At 43.7% G+C, this 21,237-nt stretch carries 17 protein-coding genes, 1 pseudogene, 1 riboswitch and 1 other annotated feature; of the genes and pseudogenes, 12 read left to right on the forward strand and 6 right to left on the reverse strand.

Going from position 1 to position 21,237, the window contains the following annotated elements:
- Nucleotides 1-8 precede the first annotated feature (8 nt).
- The 6 genes and pseudogenes from ONE56_RS05340 to ONE56_RS05365 all read left to right on the forward strand — a co-directional run bounded on the left by ONE56_RS05340 (nt 9) and on the right by ONE56_RS05365 (nt 5,048).
- Complete coding sequence (locus tag ONE56_RS05340) at nt 9-1,322, forward strand: NAD(P)/FAD-dependent oxidoreductase (RefSeq protein WP_423840359.1); 1,314 nt, start codon at nt 9-11, stop codon at nt 1,320-1,322.
- Nucleotides 1,323-2,142, forward strand: a pseudogene (locus ONE56_RS05345) (DUF1365 domain-containing protein). It abuts the gene before it with no gap.
- The gene (locus ONE56_RS05350; protein WP_415679457.1) at nt 2,136-3,392 is read left to right on the forward strand and encodes a class I SAM-dependent methyltransferase; all 1,257 of its coding nucleotides are present in this window, start codon (nt 2,136-2,138) and stop codon (nt 3,390-3,392) included. Before ONE56_RS05345 ends, ONE56_RS05350 begins: the two are co-directional and overlap by 7 nt.
- 33 nt (nt 3,393-3,425) lie before the next feature.
- Nucleotides 3,426-3,941, forward strand: a complete 516-nt coding sequence (locus tag ONE56_RS05355) for a DUF2878 domain-containing protein (RefSeq protein ID WP_041156607.1) — start codon at nt 3,426-3,428, stop codon at nt 3,939-3,941.
- Nucleotides 3,901-4,509 (forward strand): chalcone isomerase family protein, encoded by a 609-nt coding sequence (locus ONE56_RS05360; RefSeq protein ID WP_052481556.1) that lies wholly within the window; start codon nt 3,901-3,903, stop codon nt 4,507-4,509. Before ONE56_RS05355 ends, ONE56_RS05360 begins: the two co-directional genes overlap by 41 nt.
- Complete coding sequence (locus tag ONE56_RS05365) at nt 4,509-5,048, forward strand: DUF3833 domain-containing protein (RefSeq protein ID WP_423840360.1); 540 nt, start codon at nt 4,509-4,511, stop codon at nt 5,046-5,048. The genes ONE56_RS05360 and ONE56_RS05365 overlap by 1 nt, the downstream gene beginning before the upstream one ends.
- An 87-nt stretch (nt 5,049-5,135) precedes the next feature.
- Here ONE56_RS05365 and purB read toward each other — a convergent pair whose 3' ends face one another.
- From purB to mnmA, 3 genes are all read right to left on the reverse strand, one after another.
- Nucleotides 5,136-6,506 carry an adenylosuccinate lyase gene (gene purB / locus ONE56_RS05370; protein ID WP_041156605.1) on the reverse strand — a complete coding sequence of 457 codons (1,371 nt, stop codon included), beginning with the start codon at nt 6,504-6,506 and terminating at the stop codon, nt 5,136-5,138.
- A 148-nt stretch (nt 6,507-6,654) separates the two neighbouring features.
- Entirely contained in the window at nt 6,655-7,272 is a 618-nt protein-coding gene (gene hflD, locus ONE56_RS05375) for a high frequency lysogenization protein HflD (protein WP_331438007.1), read from the reverse strand.
- Nucleotides 7,273-7,282: 10 nt separating this feature from the next.
- Nucleotides 7,283-8,425, reverse strand: a complete 1,143-nt coding sequence (gene mnmA, locus ONE56_RS05380) for a tRNA 2-thiouridine(34) synthase MnmA (RefSeq protein ID WP_041156603.1) — start codon at nt 8,423-8,425, stop codon at nt 7,283-7,285.
- Nucleotides 8,426-8,642: 217 nt separating this feature from the next.
- Between mnmA and ONE56_RS05385 the strand changes: the two genes are divergently transcribed.
- Together ONE56_RS05385 and ONE56_RS05390 are read left to right on the forward strand one after the other, a co-directional pair.
- Nucleotides 8,643-8,912, forward strand: coding sequence for a hypothetical protein (locus ONE56_RS05385; protein ID WP_331438006.1), 270 nt, complete (start codon nt 8,643-8,645; stop codon nt 8,910-8,912).
- A 117-nt stretch (nt 8,913-9,029) separates the two neighbouring features.
- The gene (locus tag ONE56_RS05390; protein WP_041156602.1) at nt 9,030-10,334 is read left to right on the forward strand and encodes an inosine/guanosine kinase; all 1,305 of its coding nucleotides are present in this window, start codon (nt 9,030-9,032) and stop codon (nt 10,332-10,334) included.
- A gap of 86 nt (nt 10,335-10,420) precedes the next feature.
- On the opposite strand, the gene ONE56_RS05395 is transcribed toward ONE56_RS05390, so the two are convergent.
- Entirely contained in the window at nt 10,421-10,828 is a 408-nt protein-coding gene (locus ONE56_RS05395; protein WP_041156601.1) for a DNA-binding protein H-NS, read from the reverse strand.
- Nucleotides 10,829-11,655: 827 nt separating this feature from the next.
- Nucleotides 11,656-11,813: riboswitch (Lysine riboswitch) on the forward strand.
- Between the two features lie 301 nt (nt 11,814-12,114).
- Between ONE56_RS05395 and tet(35) the strand changes: the two genes are divergently transcribed.
- Entirely contained in the window at nt 12,115-13,716 is a 1,602-nt protein-coding gene (gene tet(35) / locus ONE56_RS05400; protein WP_041156599.1) for a tetracycline efflux Na+/H+ antiporter family transporter Tet(35), read from the forward strand.
- 138 nt (nt 13,717-13,854) lie between these two features.
- On the opposite strand, the gene ONE56_RS05405 is transcribed toward tet(35), so the two are convergent.
- Together ONE56_RS05405 and ONE56_RS05410 are read right to left on the reverse strand one after the other, a co-directional pair.
- Nucleotides 13,855-16,248, reverse strand: coding sequence for a hypothetical protein (locus ONE56_RS05405; RefSeq protein ID WP_423840361.1), 2,394 nt, complete (start codon nt 16,246-16,248; stop codon nt 13,855-13,857).
- A gap of 183 nt (nt 16,249-16,431) precedes the next feature.
- Nucleotides 16,432-17,388 (reverse strand): sigma-54 interaction domain-containing protein, encoded by a 957-nt coding sequence (locus ONE56_RS05410; protein ID WP_423840362.1) that lies wholly within the window; start codon nt 17,386-17,388, stop codon nt 16,432-16,434.
- 371 nt (nt 17,389-17,759) lie between these two features.
- Nucleotides 17,760-17,898 (forward strand) — a sequence feature (His leader region).
- A 52-nt stretch (nt 17,899-17,950) separates the two neighbouring features.
- On the opposite strand from ONE56_RS05410, the gene hisG reads away from it, so the two are divergent.
- Genes hisG through hisC form a run of 3 tightly spaced genes read left to right on the forward strand, consistent with a single transcriptional unit; the run spans nt 17,951 to nt 21,202 of the window.
- Entirely contained in the window at nt 17,951-18,847 is an 897-nt protein-coding gene (hisG, locus tag ONE56_RS05415; protein ID WP_041156598.1) for an ATP phosphoribosyltransferase, read from the forward strand.
- 5 nt (nt 18,848-18,852) lie between these two features.
- A complete protein-coding gene (hisD, locus tag ONE56_RS05420) occupies nt 18,853-20,145 on the forward strand; it encodes a histidinol dehydrogenase (protein ID WP_041156597.1) in 1,293 nt (430 codons plus the stop codon).
- A 16-nt stretch (nt 20,146-20,161) separates the two neighbouring features.
- The gene (hisC, locus tag ONE56_RS05425; RefSeq protein WP_041156596.1) at nt 20,162-21,202 is read left to right on the forward strand and encodes a histidinol-phosphate transaminase; all 1,041 of its coding nucleotides are present in this window, start codon (nt 20,162-20,164) and stop codon (nt 21,200-21,202) included.
- Nucleotides 21,203-21,237 lie beyond the last annotated feature (35 nt).

The following is a 21,237-nucleotide window of genomic DNA, read 5'->3' on the forward strand; positions in this document are numbered from 1 at the left end:
GACAGATAATGAAAACGTCAGGAAGAAAGAAAATCGCCATAATTGGAACCGGAATATCAGGGCTCACTTGTGGTTACTATCTGCACAAGCAACACGATGTCACACTATTTGAAGCGAATGATTATATTGGTGGTCATACTGCGACCGTCGACGTAAACCTTGATGGGCGAGAGTATGCAATTGATACCGGTTTTATTGTTTACAACGACCGTACCTATCCCAACTTCATTAACATGATGAATGAGATTGGCGTTGAAGGTACGCCTACCGAAATGAGTTTCAGTGTTCGCAATGATAGTAATGGGCTCGAATACAACGGGCATACCGTCACTACACTTTTTGCGCAAAAACGAAACTGGTTTAACCCAAGCTTTTACGGTTTTATTTTCGAAATTCTGCGCTTCAATAAGTTGGCAAAGTCGTTTGCGGCACAAGAGCATTCTAGTGTCCAGACGCTGGGTGATTTTCTTGATGAACATGGCTTTAGCCAGTACTTTTCCGACAATTATATCCTCCCTATGGGGGCGGCAATTTGGTCATCGACGTTGGCCGACATGCGTGCTTTTCCGTTGATGTTCTTCCTAAGGTTTTTCCTCAATCATGGCTTGCTTGATGTGACAAACCGACCTCAGTGGTATGTCATCAAAGGTGGCTCGCGCTCATATATTGGACCTTTAACTGCGGGGTATGTCGATAACATTCGTTTGAACAGTCCTGTCAACAAAGTCGTGAGGCATGAACAGGGGGTTGAAGTATATGTGAACCAGCAGTCTGAATGGTTCGATGATGTCATTTTTGCGTGTCATAGTGATCAAGTGTTGATGTTGCTTGATGATGCCAGTGAAGACGAGTTCGGTATTCTGGGCAATATGGCGTATCAGGCCAATGAAGTTGTCTTACATACGGATACCCGCTTGCTACCCCAGCGAAAAGCCGCATGGGCATCATGGAACTATCGCTTGGATGGACGCGAAGGTGAACAGCAGCGCCTTCCATCGCTGACGTATAACATGAATATCCTCCAGCATATTGAATCATCAGATACGTTCTGCGTGACACTCAATAGCAGTGAGCAAATTGACGCGAGTAAAATACTCAGAAAATTTACTTATCATCATCCAGTGTTTACCACTGCCTCTATTGCTGCACAGCAAAGAAAAGGGAACATTCAAGGCATTGCCAACACATGGTTTTGTGGGGCCTATTGGTATAACGGTTTCCATGAAGACGGGGTACGAAGTGCGCTTGATGTAGTCAAGGGCATCGCAAACAAATACCAAGAACATACGTATGATCATGTGCTTCAACAAGGCGCGGCGTAGATGGATAGCCTAATGAACAGTCGCTTGTTTGTCGGTAATGTCCGTCATAGACGTTTTACCCCAGTAACTCACGAGTTGAATTACGCTTTGTTTATGCCGGCAATTGACACCGACGAGCTTGAAGAGTTGGAACAACGCGTCTGGGGATTTGGGACACGTTGGTGGCACTGGGCGAGATTTAAACGTAGTGATTACCTTGGAGAAGGCGGTTTGAAAGAAGCGGTTCAAGCCAAAGTAGCTGAGCTGACGGGCAAACAATGCACGGGAAAAGTGATTGCTGTTTGTCACTTGCGTTATTTAGGGCTTTATTTTAGCCCAGTTAATTTTTATTACGTCTATAACCAACAGGGTGAATGGATGTATATGCTTGCTGAAGTGAGTAATACACCTTGGAACGAGCGCCATTATTATGTTGTTTCTGCAAACAAAGACGATGAACACGCAGGGTGGGAGCAAGACAAGGCGTTTCACGTATCACCTTTTAATCCGATTGATCAACGTTATCACTGGCGTATTAAGCCTTTGACAGAAAAGTTAAATATCCACCTTGAGTGTCACAAGGATGAAAAGCACTTTGATGCAACGATGACCATGAAAGCGAAAGCGTTTTGTAGTCGAAGTCTTTTACGTTGTTTGATCGGCACACCGATTCAAACAGTAAAAGTAATGGTTGGTATTTACTGGCATGCGCTAAAACTCTGGATAAAAGGTGCACCTTTTTATTCTCACCCCAAATCTTCGGACGTAGAAGAGCACAAAGCCGATAGCCTCAAAACAGATAAGAAAAAATAAAAAGCAAAAGGAGAATTCCGCATGTTAAACACTACTTCTATGCCTTTGCCACTTAAACTTACAACCACTCAAAAAGCGGCACGCGGGGTTATTTTTCAATGTCTCCAAAACATGGACGTTGGCTGTTTAACCGTTATTGAGAGTTTTAAAACGGACGCAGCAGAAAGAAGTGAACGGTTCATGTCTTCTAACGGTGAATATCATGGTCAATCTGTTTCCGCAACGATAGAGGTGAAACACCCGGGGTTCTATTCTAGAGTTTTGCAGGGAGGTAGTATCGCTGCTGGTGAAGCTTATATGGATGGCTGGTGGGACAGTCCGGACTTAACTGCGTTGATGAAACTTATGGCTGTTAATATGCGAGCATTGGACCGGCTTGAAGAAAAAGGGAGTTGGCTAACTCGGCTATTATATAAAGTTTCTCATTGGAGTAATCGTAACTCTCAAGAGAACTCGCGTAAGAATATTCACGCGCATTACGATTTAGGCAATGACCTTTATAGAACTTTTCTTGATAAAAATATGCTCTACTCTTCAGCTCTGTATAAGCGAGAAGGTGATTCCTTAGAGCAGGCGCAAATTAATAAAATGCAACGTCTTTGTGAGCAGTTGGAGCTTAAGTCTTCAGACCATGTGATTGAAATAGGGACTGGTTGGGGAGCCATGGCGATTTATATGGCTGAGCAGTATGGTTGTCACGTGACGACGACCACGATATCCGACGAGCAACATGCCTACGCACAGAAGCAGATTGAAGAACGCGGGTTGACCAACAAGATCACTTTACTGAAAGATGATTACCGCGATCTTTCGGGCACTTACGACAAATTAGTTTCCATTGAAATGATTGAAGCGGTTGGGAAAGCGTTTTTGCCTTCTTACATTAAACAATGTGAATCGTTATTGAAACCTGGTGGGTTAATGGCGATTCAAGCCATAACGATTGCCGATCAGCGTTACGAGTACTACAGCAATAATGTTGACTTTATTCAAAAATATATATTCCCAGGCGGTTTTCTACCATCGGTCACGTCACTTGCCCAAGCGACCACCAAGCACAGCGATCTGGTGGTACGGGACTTATTCGACATTGGTTTGGATTATGCGCAAACACTGAATGAATGGCATCGTAGGTTTAATCTCTCTCAATCTGAAGTACGTTCGTTCGGATATGATGAAAGGTTTATAAGAATGTGGCGTTTTTATTTGAGTTATTGCGAAGGTGGTTTTTTAGCACGAACCATCAGTGCCGTACACATGACGTTCCAGCGTCCATAACGGGTTCCCTCTATTCGGGACGACGATGACACTATGTTAAAAATAATCGTAGCATCTACTTGGTTTCAGCTATTTTGGTTTTGCGCTGTTTTAGGGAAAGAAAACTGGCAATGGCTCACGACTATTTTTGTGGCGTTAACGTTTAGCTACTGTCTGACAAGTGAGCGTTACGCGCTGAAGTATATATTGGCCGTAACGCTGACTGGTATCGTTTTGGATACGCTGAATCAATACTTCAATCTGCTCGTTTTTCATTCTGAATGGCTACCTATATGGCTTGCGTACTTATGGTTTGTGTTTGCATGGTATGCCTATCAACTTAAGTCGATTTTGATTCGTTACCCTTTACGTTACGTATCAGTAATAGGAGGCTTAGCTGGTGCTGGTAGCTATTTTGCAGGATATAAACTCGGCGCTGTTGAGCTTGGGTATGGTCACCTTGAGTCACTCGGTTTTTTATTTATCGAGTGGGTGATGGTGATCATCTTGGTGCGAAAGGTATATGAAAATGGAATTCCGGATAAAAGCGTTACGACACATTCTGATTAATTGGTCGCTAGCGGTCATCGCGATGAGTTGCCTTCCAGTTTACGCGCAAAATGTCTCTAACAACGAGGCTAAAGATGCTGCCATGCACAATGACAGTCAGAGGTGGCGTGATTGGAAAACTGTCGGAGAAGCTCAGTTAACCTGGTTCATATTTGATGTTTACTCGTCTCGATTGAAGTCACCCAACGGTCAATACATGGTGAGTGATGATGTCTCTCCACACCCATTCGCCTTAGAGATTCGCTATCAAAGAGACATCAGCAAACAGCAGTTGCTTGAGGTAACGGAAGAGCAGTGGCAAAAGCTGGGTTTTGATCAAGTTAGCCGAAGCAACTGGATATCTGAACTTAACAAGATGTTTGTTGACGTTCGCAAAGGGGATGAACTGACCTATTTAACCGATGGTAAAACGGGGCAGCTTATCTATCGTCAAGCCAACGATGCAACATATTACAAGCGAGGGGTTGTGTCAGATGAGTCGATGAATGACGCATTTTTATCAATTTGGCTATCACCCAGAACAGAATATCCTTTGCTTAGAAAGCAATTAATAGGGCAGGTGAGATAATGAGAGAGTTGCGCAAATTCGTTGTATCGGTTGTTGTTTGTATCACGTTTGTGTTGGGGGGATGCTCCAGTGATATTCAAGATTATCAGACTGCGACACCTAAATTCGATTTATTTGGCTATTTCGATGGAAACGTGAAAGCGTGGGGAATGATTCAGGATTACACCGGCAAGCAAATGCGGCGCTTTGAAGTTGATATATCAGGTACAATTGATGGAAACAAACTGACTCTGGTCGAAGATTTTGTCTTTGATGATGGAGAGTTAGACCAACGCACTTGGATTATCACAAAACGAGAAGATGGCAGTTATCGAGGCGAAGCGGACGATATTATCGGATTGGCAACAGGCAAAGAGATCGGTAATGCTTTGCAATGGCAATATGACTTTGAATTAAATGTGGATGGCTCTAACTACATCGTCTCTTTCGACGATTGGCTATATCGACAAGATGATAAACATCTGTTTAATTTGACCAAAATTAAGAAGTTCGGTGTAGAAGTGGGCACAATTACTCTGTTCTTCCAGAAGCAGACTTAATGTTTTAAATCCAACTATACAAACCAAGAAAAAAGGTTGATGCTTCCACATCAACCTTTATTGTTTTATGACTAAGAAGCTAGCTTCTTAAAGCTTATCAGTTAGCTCGATTGCTTGACCGATGTAGTTTGCTGGTGTCATTTCTTTCAGACGCGCTTTCTCGTGCTCAGGAAGCTCAAGACCATCGATAAATACACGCATTGCTTCACCATCAACACGCTTACCACGAGTTAGCTCTTTTAGCTTCTCGTATGGCTTCTCGATGCCGTAACGACGCATGACCGTTTGTACTGGCTCTGCCAGAACTTCCCAGTTTTTGTCGAGTTCAGCAAGGAGTGCTTCGCGGTTTACTTCGAGTTTGCTAATGCCTTTAAGCGTAGAAGTGTAGGCAATCACCGCGTAGCCAACACCAACACCTAGGTTGCGAAGAACCGTTGAGTCAGTGAGGTCACGTTGCCAGCGAGAGATTGGCAGTTTTTGCGCTAGGTGACCGAATACTGCGTTTGCAAGACCCAGGTTACCTTCAGAGTTTTCAAAGTCGATTGGGTTAACTTTGTGCGGCATTGTAGAAGAGCCGATCTCACCAGCAATGGTTTTTTGCTTGAAGTGGCCTAGTGCAATGTAACCCCAAACGTCACGGTCGAAGTCGATTAGGATTGTGTTGAAACGTGCAACCGCGTCGAACAATTCAGCAATGTAATCGTGTGGTTCGATTTGAGTTGTGTATGGGTTCCAAGTCACACCTAGAGATTCAGTAATAAACTCTTCAGAGAACTGATGCCAATCTACTTCAGGGTAAGCTGATAGGTGTGCGTTGTAGTTGCCGACTGCACCGTTGATTTTTGCTAAGAGCTCAACGTTTTCGATCTGCTTGTATTGACGCTCCATACGGTACGCCACGTTAGCCATCTCTTTACCCATAGTAGATGGAGAAGCTGGTTGGCCGTGTGTACGAGACAGAAGGGGAATGTCACGGTATTCAACCGCAAGGGCTTTAATCGCGTCGATTAGGTTGCGAATTTCTGGAAGAATTACCGTTTCACGCGCTTCTTTAAGCATGAGTGCGTGTGAAGTGTTGTTAATGTCTTCAGAAGTACAAGCAAAGTGGAAGAACTCATTTACCGCGTGTAGTTCAGGAACGTCCGCAACTTTTTCTTTTAGGAAGTACTCAACCGCTTTAACGTCGTGGTTAGTTGTACGCTCGATCTCTTTGATTCGGCGCGCATCTTCTTCAGAAAAGTTGGCAGCAAGGTCGTCTAGGAATTGGTTAGCTTCTGCGCTGAATGCTGGCACTTCTACAATTTCAGCGGTAGCGGCTAGCTTTTGTAACCAGCGAACTTCAACGATAGTACGGTATTTTAGTAGACCGTATTCACTGAAAATTTCGCGTAACGCAATCGTCTTACTTCCGTAACGGCCGTCTACTGGTGAAACAGCAGTCAATGCTGACAGTTCCATGATGTTCTCCTGAATTGGGTTTCTAAATTTCGTGAGCGTTATACCAATAACTGTGGCAATTGTCACGAACATTGCGCAAACGTTTGCGCGTGATTTATTTTTATCAAAAAATGAGCTCGCGATAAACGCGAGCTTCTAATAATTTCTTTTACATACGGGCTAACAGAATTTGAGCCTGTTCGACCATTTTTTTGCGTCCGAAAATGAGGTGGCGGCGCTTGCCTCCAACCTGACGCCAAAGTACTGCACAGCGAATACCAGACAAAAGTAGCGCTCGTACTTTGTGCTGGGTTGATGTTTGCTGCAATACGGCTGGTGTACCCGTTACTTGAATACGTGGTCCGATAGGGCTAACCACATCTAAATAGATACTGGCTAGATTGCTGATCATTTGGTCGTCAAGCAAATCAAAGTGCTCAGTTTGGCGCAGTGCCATTTGAATACGATCACCAAGTTGTGACATGGCGTCATTACGTGCCTTCAATTTACGCTCTAATGCCATCAGGCTAATGATATAACGAGTGAGTTCGCTACCTGATGGCGTACTATCAATGCCTTTTACTAGGCATTCTAGTCCAAGTTTTAGATCCGATTCTCGCCCGAATACGCCAACTGTGTTGGCAGGGTCTGTGCTCAAAATCGCGTTAATGGATGTTTCAAAGGCATCTTGATCACAATGTCCGTTTCGCGCAACTTGTTGCACCAAAGCAACTGCTTGGCAGATGCCAGCAAACGCGATAGTACGGTCATAAAGTGTATTCGCCACGTAATCACTCCTAAGATTGAGAATATTTAATGCGTTGTTCGATGATGCCGCCACCTAGGCACACGTCGTCTTTGTAAAACACTGCAGATTGACCAGGTGTCACTGCTATTTGTGGTTCATCAAAGATCACTTTAATGTTCTCATCATCTACAGGGATGATTGTACAAGGAATATCTTGTTGGCGGTAACGAGTTTTTACTGTGCACTTCATAACATCGCGAATTGGCTCACGATCCACCCAGTGCAGTTGTGAAGCAAATAGGCCTTCTGACTTAAGAAGTGGGTGATCTTTGCCTTGTACAGCAATTAAAACATTACGTTTCAGATCTTTTTCACCGACAAACCACGGTTCTTCGTTACCACCACCGCCTTTGCGGCCACCGATGTGTAAGCCCTTGCGTTGACCTAATGTGTGGTACATCAGACCTTGATGTTGACCGATAACTTCACCGTCAGGGGTTTCAATGTTACCTGGTTGTGCTGGTAGGTAGCGGCTCAAGAAGTCGGTGAATTTACGTTCACCAATAAAACAGATGCCCGTTGAGTCTTTCTTTTTCGCGGTGATTAAATCTTGCTCTTCCGCGATTCGTCGTACTTCTGGTTTTTCCAAATCACCAACCGGGAACAGGCTGCGCGCAACTTGCTCGTGGCTTAATGTATATAGGAAGTAGCTTTGATCTTTGTTGCCGTCTAGGCCACGTAGCATTTGTGGCTTCTCCTGTTTTTCACCAGGTAAAGAGTTCTCTGGGAAAGAGCGGCGCACGTAGTGACCCATTGCAATGTAATCTGCATCCAGTACTTCGTCAGCAAATTCAAGGAACGCTTTAAACTTAATTTCTTTGTTACAAAGAATGTCTGGGTTAGGGGTACGGCCTGCTTTGTACTCAGCAAGGAAATACTCAAATACGTTGTCCCAGTATTCTGCAGCAAAGTTGATGGTGTGTAGATGGATGCCAAGTTTGTCACATACTGCTTGAGCATCGGCTAAATCTTCGGCTGCTGTGCAATATTCTTCGTTGTCATCTTCTTCCCAGTTCTTCATGAACAGGCCTTCTACTTGGTAGCCTTGTTGTTTGAGAAGATACGCAGAAACCGATGAATCAACGCCGCCGGACATCCCGACGATGACTTTCTTTTGGCTGTTATCAGACATTACTAAACACCACTAAAATAAACGGGACGCAGATTCTAACAGAAACCACAGACCGGTGACAGATCCGAGACGTAAATCACAATTCGTTTACGTTGCTTTTTTCGCAACAAAATCACGAGGTAACGATTTTGTAAATGTATACTCAAACGACTTCAGTCTGGTTGGGTATAAAGGATATATATGGCATAGTTGCCCAAAATCCAAGAGGAAATACAAAGTGTCAGACGCAAACCAATTTATGCAAGAAGCCGAACTGATTGAAATCATTGAAAATCAATTAGAAGATGGAACCCCATTAAAAGTAAAAGAAACCCTTATGCGTTTAATGATGATGGGTACGCCCCGTGAAGACGCGGTAGCAATGATGGCTTGCGCTATGTCGATTGAAATATTCGATATTATGAAAAACGAAGGAGAGTTCAATCTAAAACGTTATAGCGAACATCTGGATCAACTTCCAGAATTGAGCTTTATGGAAGGTGAATAAAGGGGATTGAAGAAAAAAATGCTCTGCAAACGTTTGCTATAATAGCGCTTATTGCCGGGTTTTTATTCGCGGTATAGAATCCGTTTTCCAAATTTTTCCCTTACTCAGACTGACAATATGAAATTTCCTGGACAACGCAAATCGAAGCACTACTTTCCTGTTCATGCTCGTGACCCTTTGGTGAGCCAAGCACAAGAAAGCAAAAAGATGACGCGCACCCACATCATCGGTATTGACCAAACTTTAGTGGATATCGAAGCAAAAGTGACGTCGGATTTGATAGAGAAGTACGGTTTGAGTAAAGGCCACTCGCTAGTTATTGATGATCAGAAAGCGGAAGAACTGTATCAGCAATTAAAGCAAGAGAACCTAATTACCAATGAATACGCCGGCGGTACGATCGGCAATACACTTCACAACTACTCAGTCCTCGCGGATGATCGTTCTACATTGCTTGGTGTCATGAGTCAGGACATAAAAATTGGTAGTTACGGTTACCGTTATTTGTGTAACACATCAAGCCGTATGGATTTGAACTATCTTCAAGGCGTCGATGGTGCTATTGGCCGTTGTTTTGCGTTGATTACTGAAGACGGTGAAAGAACGTTTGCGATTAGCGAAGGGCAAATGAACCAACTTCACCCAGATAGCATTCCTGAGAAAATTTTCAAAAATGCTTCAGCCTTGTTACTGACATCGTACCTTGTGCGTTGTAAAAGTGGTGACCCAATGCCAGAAGCAACTATGAAAGCGATTGAGTATGCGAAAAAGTATGAAGTGCCCGTCGTGCTTACTTTGGGTACCAAGTTCGTTATTCAGGACGATCCTCAATACTGGCAAGATTTTATTCGTGACAACGTGACTGTCGTTGCAATGAACGAAGACGAAGCTGAGGCGTTAACAGGCGAATCCGACCCGTTGGCAGCATCAGATAAAACACTTGAATGGGCTGACTTGGTGTTGTGTACAGCAGGTCCAGTTGGGTTGTTTATGGCGGGTTACACTGAAGACAGTGCTAAACGCGAAACCACGCTGCCATTATTGCCTGGCTCTATTGCTGAGTTCAATCGTTATGAATTTAGCCGCCCAGCGAAAAAAGAAGCATGTAAAACACCAATAAAAGTGTATTCGCATATTTCACCGTATATGGGTGGGCCAGAAAAAATAAAGAATACCAATGGCGCTGGTGATGCTGCGTTATCGGCGATTCTTCACGACATGGCGGCGAATAAATACCATAAAGAAAATGTGCCAAACTCAAGTAAGCATAATAATGAATATTTAACTTACTCATCGTTTTCTCAAGTGTGTAAATACGCTAACCGAGCAAGCTATGAAGTTCTTGTTCAACATTCACCACGTCTTTCACGCGGACTTCCTGAGCGAGAGGACAGTTTAGAAGAAGCGTATTGGGAACGTTAATTCACCTCAGGCGGTATGAGGTTACAATAAACAAATAAAAAAGGCTCCAGAAGGAGCCTTTTTTATATAACTGACCAATTCACTAATTAGATTAGGAAATCGTCAAGTGATTTACCTGCATCAAGTTGCTCTTGAATTGCAGATGGTGTGCGGCCTTGGCCTGTCCACGTTTTTTCTTGACCATTTGAATCTGTGTACTTGTATTTTGCAGGGCGAGGGGCGCGCTTAGATTTTGTTTTAGTCTTAGTTTCGCCAGACAGTGCATTAATAAGCGCTTCAACGTCGATACCGTCTTGTGCAATTTTCTCTGCAATTTCGGCCAACTTCGCTTCTTGCTCTGCTTGTGCTGCACGCTCAGCTTCTTCAGATTCTCTGCGTTCTTCTACTACAGTAGTAAGTTTATCTAGAGCTTCTTCTAACTGTTCTAGAGTTAGCTCACGAGAAAATGCACGAAGGCTACGGATATTTAGAAGTGTTTTTGTCAGCTCAGACATAACGATTCCTATTAATAGGTGAGTGTTTTTTTGGCGTTATATCGTGACATATTTTGTTACGACAAGATAAAGCCAATTAAAATAGATAAAGTCCTTATATTTAACTTTATCTTTTGCTTATGTGCAAATACTAAATCATGTTTTTGTTTAAATTTGGCCATTTTTTGACGCTATTAATATTAATTAACTATAAAGCAACCAAAGTAGACATAAAAAGTTGTGTTATCTATGCCAAGTAATCTCAAAGTGCTGGCTCAGCGAGAACTTATTCCTTCTTAGGCAAGGCACTGATTTGAAGACATAGTCATTCTACGTAGTGAATCAGTAACGCAGGATAGGACCGAATAAAACTCGTTCTTGGTGAGAACATCTAAAGGTTACTTGGGTATAATACTTCCAAAAATGAAAACAGACGCTTTATTTATGATTTTTTTGAACGTTGATAGTAATGAATGTATTAACAACACTTTTTGCCGTTATTGTAAGATTTATCTGACGTGCAGTCTGGATAGCGGAGTTGCATAATCTAAACAGAGTAACGTTAGAGGATTAGTAGCGAAAATTGTAACTACCTTTTAGTACACAGAAAATAACTCACTAATCCCCCTATACAAATAAATTATCAGTCGATGTCTAAGGATTGAACTGTTCTGTAGATGAGAATATATATCACAGAGAGTAGGAGGTGGCAGTCGTGTGGTCATTTGTTCGCCTAAATAGGTTTGATATGTTGCATTGGTACTCACGATAAGTACAATGACGCCCACCTGAAGCAACATAGCAGATAATTTGTTGTTAATTTGTGTAATTAACGGTTCATTGTTTGTTATTGCCGTAGAGGCGCAATCTCGAAGAGTAGCTATTATTGGGGTGATGCCAAAGAATATTAGTGAAAGGCGAAGGTTGCCGAAGCACATTGCCCATCAACGCAATTTGCTGGGGTTGTCTCCGAAAGGAACAACACTGCCATAGTGCTATGCCCAAAAAGTCAGAATACAGGGTTTTGATTGGGTTATCTTGGCTTGCATACTTTCAACGACTTGAGGCTCGAACTCAGAGCATCGTTGTTGCCGCGCCTGCAAACCAAGTTAACCTGCCTCAAGCCGATTACTGTTACATTTTTTGGATATATATTTTTAAACTATGGAGCGCTACTGTAGGGTTGGGTGGAGTGTTCACTTCCCTGTCGCTATGTTCAACAGAGCACGCTGTCTTTATGTATACGGCTTTAAGCAGTGTGGCTTGTCTGCAGTAGATCTCTAGCCAAACTTTGGTTTTTGAAGATCATGAATTTAATCGATTTTTCTACATCTCCTGTTTCGTTATTGCCACCGATAGTTGCACTGACATTAGCGATTCTAACTCGACGTGTACTCATTTCTTTAGGCGTTGGTATTGTGCTAGGCGCGATATTGCTTAACAGCTGGTCTATTGGTGATAGTGCTGGTTATGTTGGCTCGAAAGTTACTTCTGTTTTTATTGAAGATGGTGGCTTAAACACTTGGAATATGAGTATTGTTGGATTCCTTATTCTATTGGGAATGACAACCGCTTTGCTAACGTTATCCGGTGGTACTCGTGCGTTTGCGGAATGGGCACAGTCTCGAGTGAAAAGTAAACGCGGCTCTAAACTTCTTGCGGCCTGTTTAGGTGTGTTCATTTTTGTCGATGACTACTTTAATAGCCTTGCTGTTGGCGCTATCTCTCGTCCGGTTACCGACCGTTTCTATGTCTCTCGTGCCAAGCTCGCCTACATTTTGGACTCAACCGCAGCTCCAATGTGTGTGATCATGCCTGCGTCTAGCTGGGGCGCATACATTATTACTATCATTGGCGGTATTTTGGTTTCTCACGGTATCACTGAGTATTCAGCGCTCGGCGCTTACGTTCGTTTAATTCCGATGAACTTTTACGCCGTGTTCGCTTTGCTGATGGTGTTTGCGGTCGCGTGGTTTGGTTTAGATATTGGTAAGATGCGTGAGCATGAAATCTCAGCCTCGCAAGGTCGGGGCTTTGATCATGACAAAGAAAACGATGCACAAGAAGCACATGATCTTAATGAAGAGCTGGATATTCGTGAAAGTGAAAAGGGCAAAGTTTCTGATCTTGTACTTCCAATCGTCACGCTCATTGTTGCCACAGTAGCTTCTATGCTTTACACCGGTGGCCAAGCTTTGGCCGCTGATGGTCAATCATTCGCATTGCTTGGCGCATTTGAGAATACGGATGTCGGTACTTCTCTTATTTACGGTAGTTTATTCGGTCTAGCTGTGGGTTTATTTACTGTTGTTAAACAGGGTATACCGATGAGCGAAATTGGGCGCACACTATGGATTGGTGCAAAATCAATGTTTGGCGCTATTTTGATCCTCGTGTTTGCTTGGACGATAGGTTCTGTAATTGGTGACATGAAAACGGGCTCATATCTGTCAACCTTGGCTCAAGGTAATATCAATCCGCATTGGTTACCCGTGATTCTTTTCTTGCTGTCTGGATTAATGGCATTCTCAACCGGTACGTCTTGGGGAACTTTCGGTATCATGCTACCTATCGCAGGTGACATGGCCGGTGCTACAGACGTTGCTCTTATGTTGCCGATGTTGAGCGCAGTATTGGCAGGTTCTGTATTTGGCGACCACTGTTCACCTATTTCAGATACGACGATTTTGTCATCCACCGGTGCTCGCTGTAATCACATCGATCACGTTTCCACCCAGTTGCCGTATGCGCTGTCTGTGGCTTTGGTTTCCTGTATTGGCTTTATTGCTTTGGGTATGACCGCATCAATTGCTATCTCGTTTGCAGCAGCTTCAATCTCGTTTGTTGTGGTATGTACAGTACTCTCATGGATGTCGAGATCAAAGATGGCGTCATACCAGAACGTATAATCTAAATCCGCCACTTAGATAGCCTGAAGCATTCAGGTTAACAACGAGTTGTTTTAAAGAGGAAGCTCCGCTAGTAACTAGCGGAGCTTTTTTTGAACGCGATTTAGATGAGGGGGGCAAAATCGCGTTTGGGGTTAACTAGTAGGATTGATAAGCAGCAGGGCACTCCTCTGGTGATGACACTGGTACTTCAACCGCATCATTATTGTTCATACCGTCCAATAGGGTCTTAATATGATTGATTTGATAAATATCAGAACCCTGCCATGCAGCAATTGCACTGTCGATAATGTCTTGAACAGAGACCCATTCACCGCCGAACCAAAGTTTGGTCGCTGGACTCAAGCCAGAGTCAACAGGGCGATGACGAGTGTTAAAGATAAACGCCAGGAGCTGTTGCGCTAACTGTTCTTTATGGTCGTTAAGATCCGCATTACCATTGTTGTCGGTTAGGAAGTGCGACACTTCTGACTGCCAAGTGCCAGCTCCCCATATGACTGAACCGTCGGAGAAGGCTGCAGCAACAGCAGTGCCGTCCATGAATTCACCGTCGAATGGTTCATCACCAGCGCCAAAGTAGGCGCTAGGGTGTTGATAAGGACCTGGTTGACCATCATAAGTTAGTCCATTGACATAAACTCGATCGGCTTCAGTAAGTTCACTGAGACCATTTTTATTGTGCCAATAACCTTTGGTATCAAAATCAACAGTGATTTTACACACGTTATTAAAGTAGACATGGTTACCGTCTTCACCATCACTACGGTTTCGAACCACGCCTTCTATCACAGGTGCCCCGTTGACCATACTTAACACTGACTCAACATCAAAGGTGATGTTATAAGCACTGGTATTTGTCCATGTTGGAGTAAGACTGGCGACATCCTCACTGATTGTATATGGGGCTGGATCTTCGCCTCTTACGTTAGGTACGAGTACATAGAATGTGGCACATCCATCCGCACCCGTTTCTCTTTGTACATTACCGTCTGCGTCGACTTCGGCTAAAGTTTCACCAACTGGCAGAACACCTGCTTCAAGTAGAAGTTCTTGTATACGTAAGAACTCTCCATTTGCAGGATAAGTTAGGTTAAACGGTTTTGGAACCGGAACACTGTCTGGAATATGGAGGTACACTGGCCAATTCGGGATCAGGGCTTCTCCGTCGTCGTGGATACCGTTACCATTTGCATCGAATGATTTACACACGTTTAAACTAGCAATACCGATTGAACCAAAACGAATGGTGAGTACTGGCTCATCATCATAGGTTGGTTCTGCCCACGCACTTGGTATAAACCCTGTATCACTTTCTTCTTCGCCACTGGCTTCATCTGTGTCTTCACCCGCAGAACGACGAACATTACCAGTAATGTTGTCATTACAAGCTAGTGCATTGGCAAAGCCGATAAGAGGGTTACCCAATTCATCCTCTACGTCATCGAAGGTAGGGCCAAATTTTTTCAGATTTGCAAAGGTAGTAAAGTGTGTAAATGGCTTGTTTGTTGGTGTATAGCCGACTTTGTTTGCCCACCACATAAATTGGTCGACGCTCCACGACTTATCTTCATTACCTGAAACACTGAATGTGACTGGTGTTTCAGGATCGTCATTGGTCAATTTTAAACTACGCGAATTTTCCATGCTTAAATCGCGAATACCAAACTCCCAGTTGGGGATGATTTGATCCCCATCGTCGTACTCACAGTTAAGGTTTTTATCGTGAAATGAACGAAGTGCTATATCAAAATTAACCGGAGGCTCTTTGGTTAGCGCTTTAAAGTTATCGGTTTTCGAATTGCGTGGTACGAAACCGAAGAAGCCATTACAGTTTTCACCAGTTTCTAATTCGTTATTTATATAGTCTCCACACGCAGCTTCTACACTCTCAGCTGTAGATACCCAAGCTTTATAGACACCGCCGGAGTTTGGTGTATTCGCAAATGGAAATAGCTGTATGGTTTCACCATCTGGCAGTGCGGTCGGGTCGATATCCAAATACTCACTACCAAGCTGGTGTCGACATGCTATGTCTATCGATTGGGTTGTCATTTTACCGCGAACTTTTACTTCTTGGGTGATGGTGACCATGTCATGCATGAAGGTCACACCACCTTCGCCGTCGAAATAGAAAAGGCGACATGCTAACGGTTCAGCGTAAAACGCTTCGGCATTTTTTGCATTTTTACCTTTGATTTTTACATCTTGGTAGCAGGTACCGCCGTTTGTGTCAGCGCTATCTGGCATACTGGATAACAGACATTTGCCTGATGGATCGGTGACCTGGAAGTAGTAATGCCCTGCGGGTAACGCGGCCGCTGTTCTAGGCGCATTTGGCCCTGGGCCGCCATCTAAAAAGACTTCTTCTTTTGATTGATAACGAACATTCTCGTTGACGATATCGCCCGCAGGCGTCGTGGTGAATATAGCGCCATCCAATCTAGCAAAAGCTGGTATTGAAAACATGATAGCTAGTGAAGATATCGCAACAGCAGTCGTCCGTATCCTGGATAAAAACCTGTTGATATTCATTTTTTGCTCCTGTTGTCATGTGTGATGACTAAAGAGCACTACGCAAAGAGCATGCCCATTTTAACTTTTTGATTTATAAGGGCACGAATTGACATTTTTGATATGAAAATTTTAAGTGGATGATAATAGAAGAGTTTGCTGTTACACAGTGTTACGTTACACCTGTAAACCACTTAACCGATCCTAAACATCCAAATTGTATTTTTTAATTAAGCGGTAAAGGGTGGTCCTGGATATACAGAGGTGACGTGCTGCCGCACTCATATTGTGTTTGTTTTCTTCAATGGCTTGCAGTAAGTAATCGAGATCAATTTGATCGGGCGAGGGCAGGAGCTGCCTTTCAGTATTATCCAGACCTAAATCATCGACGAGCAATATGTTGTCTTCACACATCACGATCGCACGTTGAATGACATTACGAAGCTCGCGAACATTGCCGGGCCAGCGATGTTTTAATAACTTTTCTTCTACTTCCGCAGACATATCGTGGACTTCACCATGAGAGAGTTCGATTAAAAAGTGCGTTGACAGTAAGAGAATATCATCGCCTCTCTTTCTTAATGGTGGAATGGTGAGAGGGAGGATGTTAAGTCGATAAAATAAGTCTTCACGAAACTCGCCTTGGACGACCTCGCTTTTTAAGTCCACATGACTGGCCGCAATGACGCGGCAGTCTACGTCGATGATTTTGTCTGCACCGACTTTATGTATCTGTTTACTTTCTAAAAAATGCAGTAGGTGAATTTGTAGGTCTGGAGGCATGTCTCCAATTTCATCTAGGAACAGCGTGCCTCGGTTGGCTTTTTGTATGAAGCCAATACGGTCAGAAATGGCTCCTGTGAATGCGCCTTTTTCATGGCCGAACAGTTCTGACGCAATAAGACCACTAGGAATGGCTCCACAGTTAACTTCGACAAAAGGTGATGAGCTTCGGCTAGATAATTGATGGATCAGACGTGCGCACAACCCTTTGCCCACGCCAGTCTCTCCCTGGATGAGCACTTCTGCGTCACATCGAGCATACTTTTTTATGGCATTACGAAGCTCTTGGATACAGGCGCTATTCCCAATTAGCGGATAGAGATCTGCATCACTGAAATCGACAACCTTTTTAGTACTACCTTTGTTATGTAGTTTCATTATTTATCACTATTTTTGCCCCACTAAAATAATAGTTTTGAATGGGGTGTCTCATTGGTGAGCGAGTGTCTTTTTATTGAGAAAGTTGTTAAATAGTTGAGGGGTGATTGGGTAACTGTTTGTGATAGAGCAAGTTTTAAGGAAATCATTAGGTATTGAGCTGGCTAATATAAGAGATTTATGTTGTTCAACTGTTTTCGTTAAGGTGTAAAATAAATCCTTTAAAATCAATGATGTATGATTTTTTGATGAAAAATAGTAAGAAAAGATGAAATTCGGTATTGAAAAAAACAGCATCCTTGGTTAGTGTGACTATTATCAAAGCAACACCACTGAGCTTAAATAAGTATGCGTAAATTCGTCATGAACATTCATCACCATCATCACCCAAGGTAGTCTTTCGGGAGATGTACGCATACCCGGGAGGCAGGAAACTCCCGGAGGTTAAAAATCCAAAGAATTTTAGATTTAAACCCTCGGGAGACTAACATCTTCCGAGGGTTTTTTCGTTTTTTGGTTTAAAAAATACTTAATTATCAATTTGTTACACAAGGACAAACTAATGCAAAAACAACGCTTAAGAATTGCAATCCAGAAAAAAGGTCGCTTGAGCAAAGAAAGCCAAGCTTTACTTAAACAATGTGGTGTTAAATTTAATCTGGTGGGTGAGCGCCTTGTGGTTCATTCAGAAAATATGCCAATTGATTTGTTGCTCGTACGTGACGACGACATTCCTGGTTTGGTAATGGACGGTGTCGTTGACCTAGGCTTCATTGGCGAAAACGAGCTAGAAGAAGTGCGTTTAGATCGCAAAGCACAGGGCGAGGCATGTGAGTTTGTCCAACTTCGTCGCCTTGACTTTGGTGGTTGTCGTTTGTCTATCGCTATCAACAAAGATGAAGAATACAACGGACCACAAGATTTAGCGGGGAAACGTATTGCAACAACCTACCCACACCTGCTTAAAGCGTACATGGATGAAGCGGGTGTACCATTCTCTACTTGTATGCTTACAGGTTCTGTAGAAGTTGCGCCACGTGCAGGCCTTGCAGATGCGATTGCTGATTTAGTATCAACAGGGGCGACGCTAGAAGCGAATGGTTTAAAAGAAGCAGAAGTGATTTTTAAATCAAAGGCAACACTTATCCAACGTATGGGCGAATTCGATGCAGATAAAACAGCGCTAATCGAAAAGCTACTTACTCGTATGCACGGTGTTCAACAGGCGAAAGAATCGAAATACATCATGTTACACGCTCCAGCAGAGAAGCTTGAGCAAATTAAAGCACTATTGCCAGGCGCAGAAGACCCTACCGTATTACCATTATCGTCAGACAAGCAAAAAATGGCGGTTCACTTGGTGAGCTCTGAGAATTTGTTCTGGGAAACAATGGAGCAGCTAAAAGAATTGGGCGCAAGCTCTATCTTAGTGTTACCAATTGAAAAAATGATGGAGTAATCGAGATGAGAACGGTTGTTTGGCAATCACTGAGTGAAGCACAGCAAGATGCTATTTTAGAGCGTCCAGCCATTACAGAAGGTGCGAACATTACCGCAGCGGTTGCTGAGGTAATAAAAAAAGTTCGTAGTGAAGGAGACGCGGCTCTTACTGAGTTAACAGAGAAGTTTGACGGCGTGAAACCCGATTCTATTCGAGTGTCGTCCCAAGAAATTAATGATGCGTCCGAACGTCTATCCGAGCAAATGAAAGAAGCGTTGGAGCAGGCTTACGCAAACATCGCCAAGTTCCATAAAGCTCAAATCCCGCAAGCGCTTAGAGTCGAAACTCAGCCAGGTGTGGTGTGTGAGCAGATAACTCGACCTATTCAGAAGGTGGGTTTGTATATTCCAGGTGGTAGTGCGCCGTTGCCATCAACCGTGCTGATGCTTGGGGTGCCATCTAAGATCGCAGGATGCCAAAAGGTGGTTCTTTGTTCTCCGCCGCCGATCGCTGACGAAATCCTATATGTCGCAAAGCTTTGCGGTATTGATGAAGTGTATAACGTTGGTGGTGGTCAAGCTGTCGCTGCCATGGCTTACGGCACTGAAACGGTTTCTAAAGTCGATAAAATATTCGGTCCTGGTAATGCGTATGTCACGGAAGCAAAACGCCAAGTGAGTAACGATTTCCGAGGTGCCGCTATTGATATGCCAGCAGGCCCATCGGAAGTATTGGTGCTTGCTGATGACACCGCAGACGCTGATTTTATTGCTGCAGACCTTCTTAGCCAAGCGGAACACGGACCTGACTCACAAGTTGTCCTTGTTACACCATCTGCCATTATTGCCGATCAAGTCACGGACGCTGTACAACGCCAGTTAAAACAATTATCTCGTGCGGACATCGCAGAGAAAGCACTGGCTTCAAGTCTGATCATTATCTCTGAGTCATTGACTCAAGCGGTTTCAATCTCTAACTACTACGGTCCTGAGCACTTAATCGTACAAACCAAAAATCCTCGTGAATTGCTGCCATTATTGGACAACGCTGGTTCTATCTTCTTAGGGAACTGGTCTCCGGAGTCTGCAGGTGATTATGCATCGGGAACCAACCACGTTCTGCCTACATACGGTTATACGCGTACTTATTCGAGTCTAGGTTTAGCTGATTTCTCGAAAAGAATGACGGTGCAAGAACTCTCAGAAGAAGGGCTTAAAAATTTAGCTCCAACGGTTGTCACTATGGCAGAAGCAGAAGGCTTGGATGCGCACAAACGTGCGGTAACCATCCGCGTCGAGAAGCTGGCGAATAAGTAACAAGAAGGCGAATAAAATGGAAAAGCTAGCACGTAAACAAGTTCAACAACTGACACCTTATTTGTCGGCTCGCCGAATTGGTGGTAGTGGTGATGTGTGGCTCAACGCAAACGAGTCGCCATTTGACAATGATTATAAAACGGATTTTGCTCGTCTCAATCGTTACAGTGAGTGTCAACCTCAAGAACTGATCGCAGCTTATGCGGCGTACGCTGGTGTAAAGCCAGAACAAACGCTAACCTCACGCGGTGCGGATGAAGGGATTGAACTGTTAATTCGTGCATTCTGTGAGCCTGGAGAAGATGCGATTCTCTACTGTCCGCCTACCTACGGTATGTATGCGATTAGTGCTGAGACGATTGGTGTAGAGCGTAAAACCGTTCCGCTGACTTCAGAGTGGCAGTTGGATCTCGCTGGCATTGAAGCTAACCTCGACAACGTCAAACTCGTATTTGTTTGTTCGCCAAATAACCCGACCGGTAATTTGGTTAAGCGAGAAGATATCGTTTCATTGCTTGAAATGACAAAAGATCGCGCCATTGTCGTGATGGATGAGGCCTACATCGATTTTTGTCCTGAAGCTTCTACCGTCGACTTGCTTGAACAATACCCAAATCTCGCTATTTTACGTACGCTATCTAAAGCGTTTGCGCTCGCGGGTCTGCGCTGTGGATTTACTCTAGGAAATGAAGAGCTGATTAACGTTCTGCTTAAAGTGATCGCCCCTTATCCAGTGCCAATTCCTGTTGCTGATATTGCTGTTCAAGCCCTTTCAGAGGCAGGGCTGGCACGAGCTAAGTTTCAGGTCCTCGACCTCAATGCGAATCGAGCTTACTTACAAGTCGGGTTATCAATGATTCAAGGGCTTCAAGTATTTGAAGGTTGGGGCAATTACTTGCTTGTGAAATTCCCAGATGGCGATGCACTGTTTAAAGCTGCATGGGATACGGGAATCATTCTTCGTAACTCACCCATTGAAAATTGTGTGCGTATCAGCATCGGTAGTCGTGATGAGTGTGAGAAAACACTTGGTTTTATTCGGAACTACTACTCGTAAAGTATAAGTTCGTAAAGTATACATTGCCCTCACGT

It is taken from the genome of Vibrio mytili (assembly GCF_049563345.1).
Lineage (GTDB): Bacteria > Pseudomonadota > Gammaproteobacteria > Enterobacterales > Vibrionaceae > Vibrio > Vibrio mytili.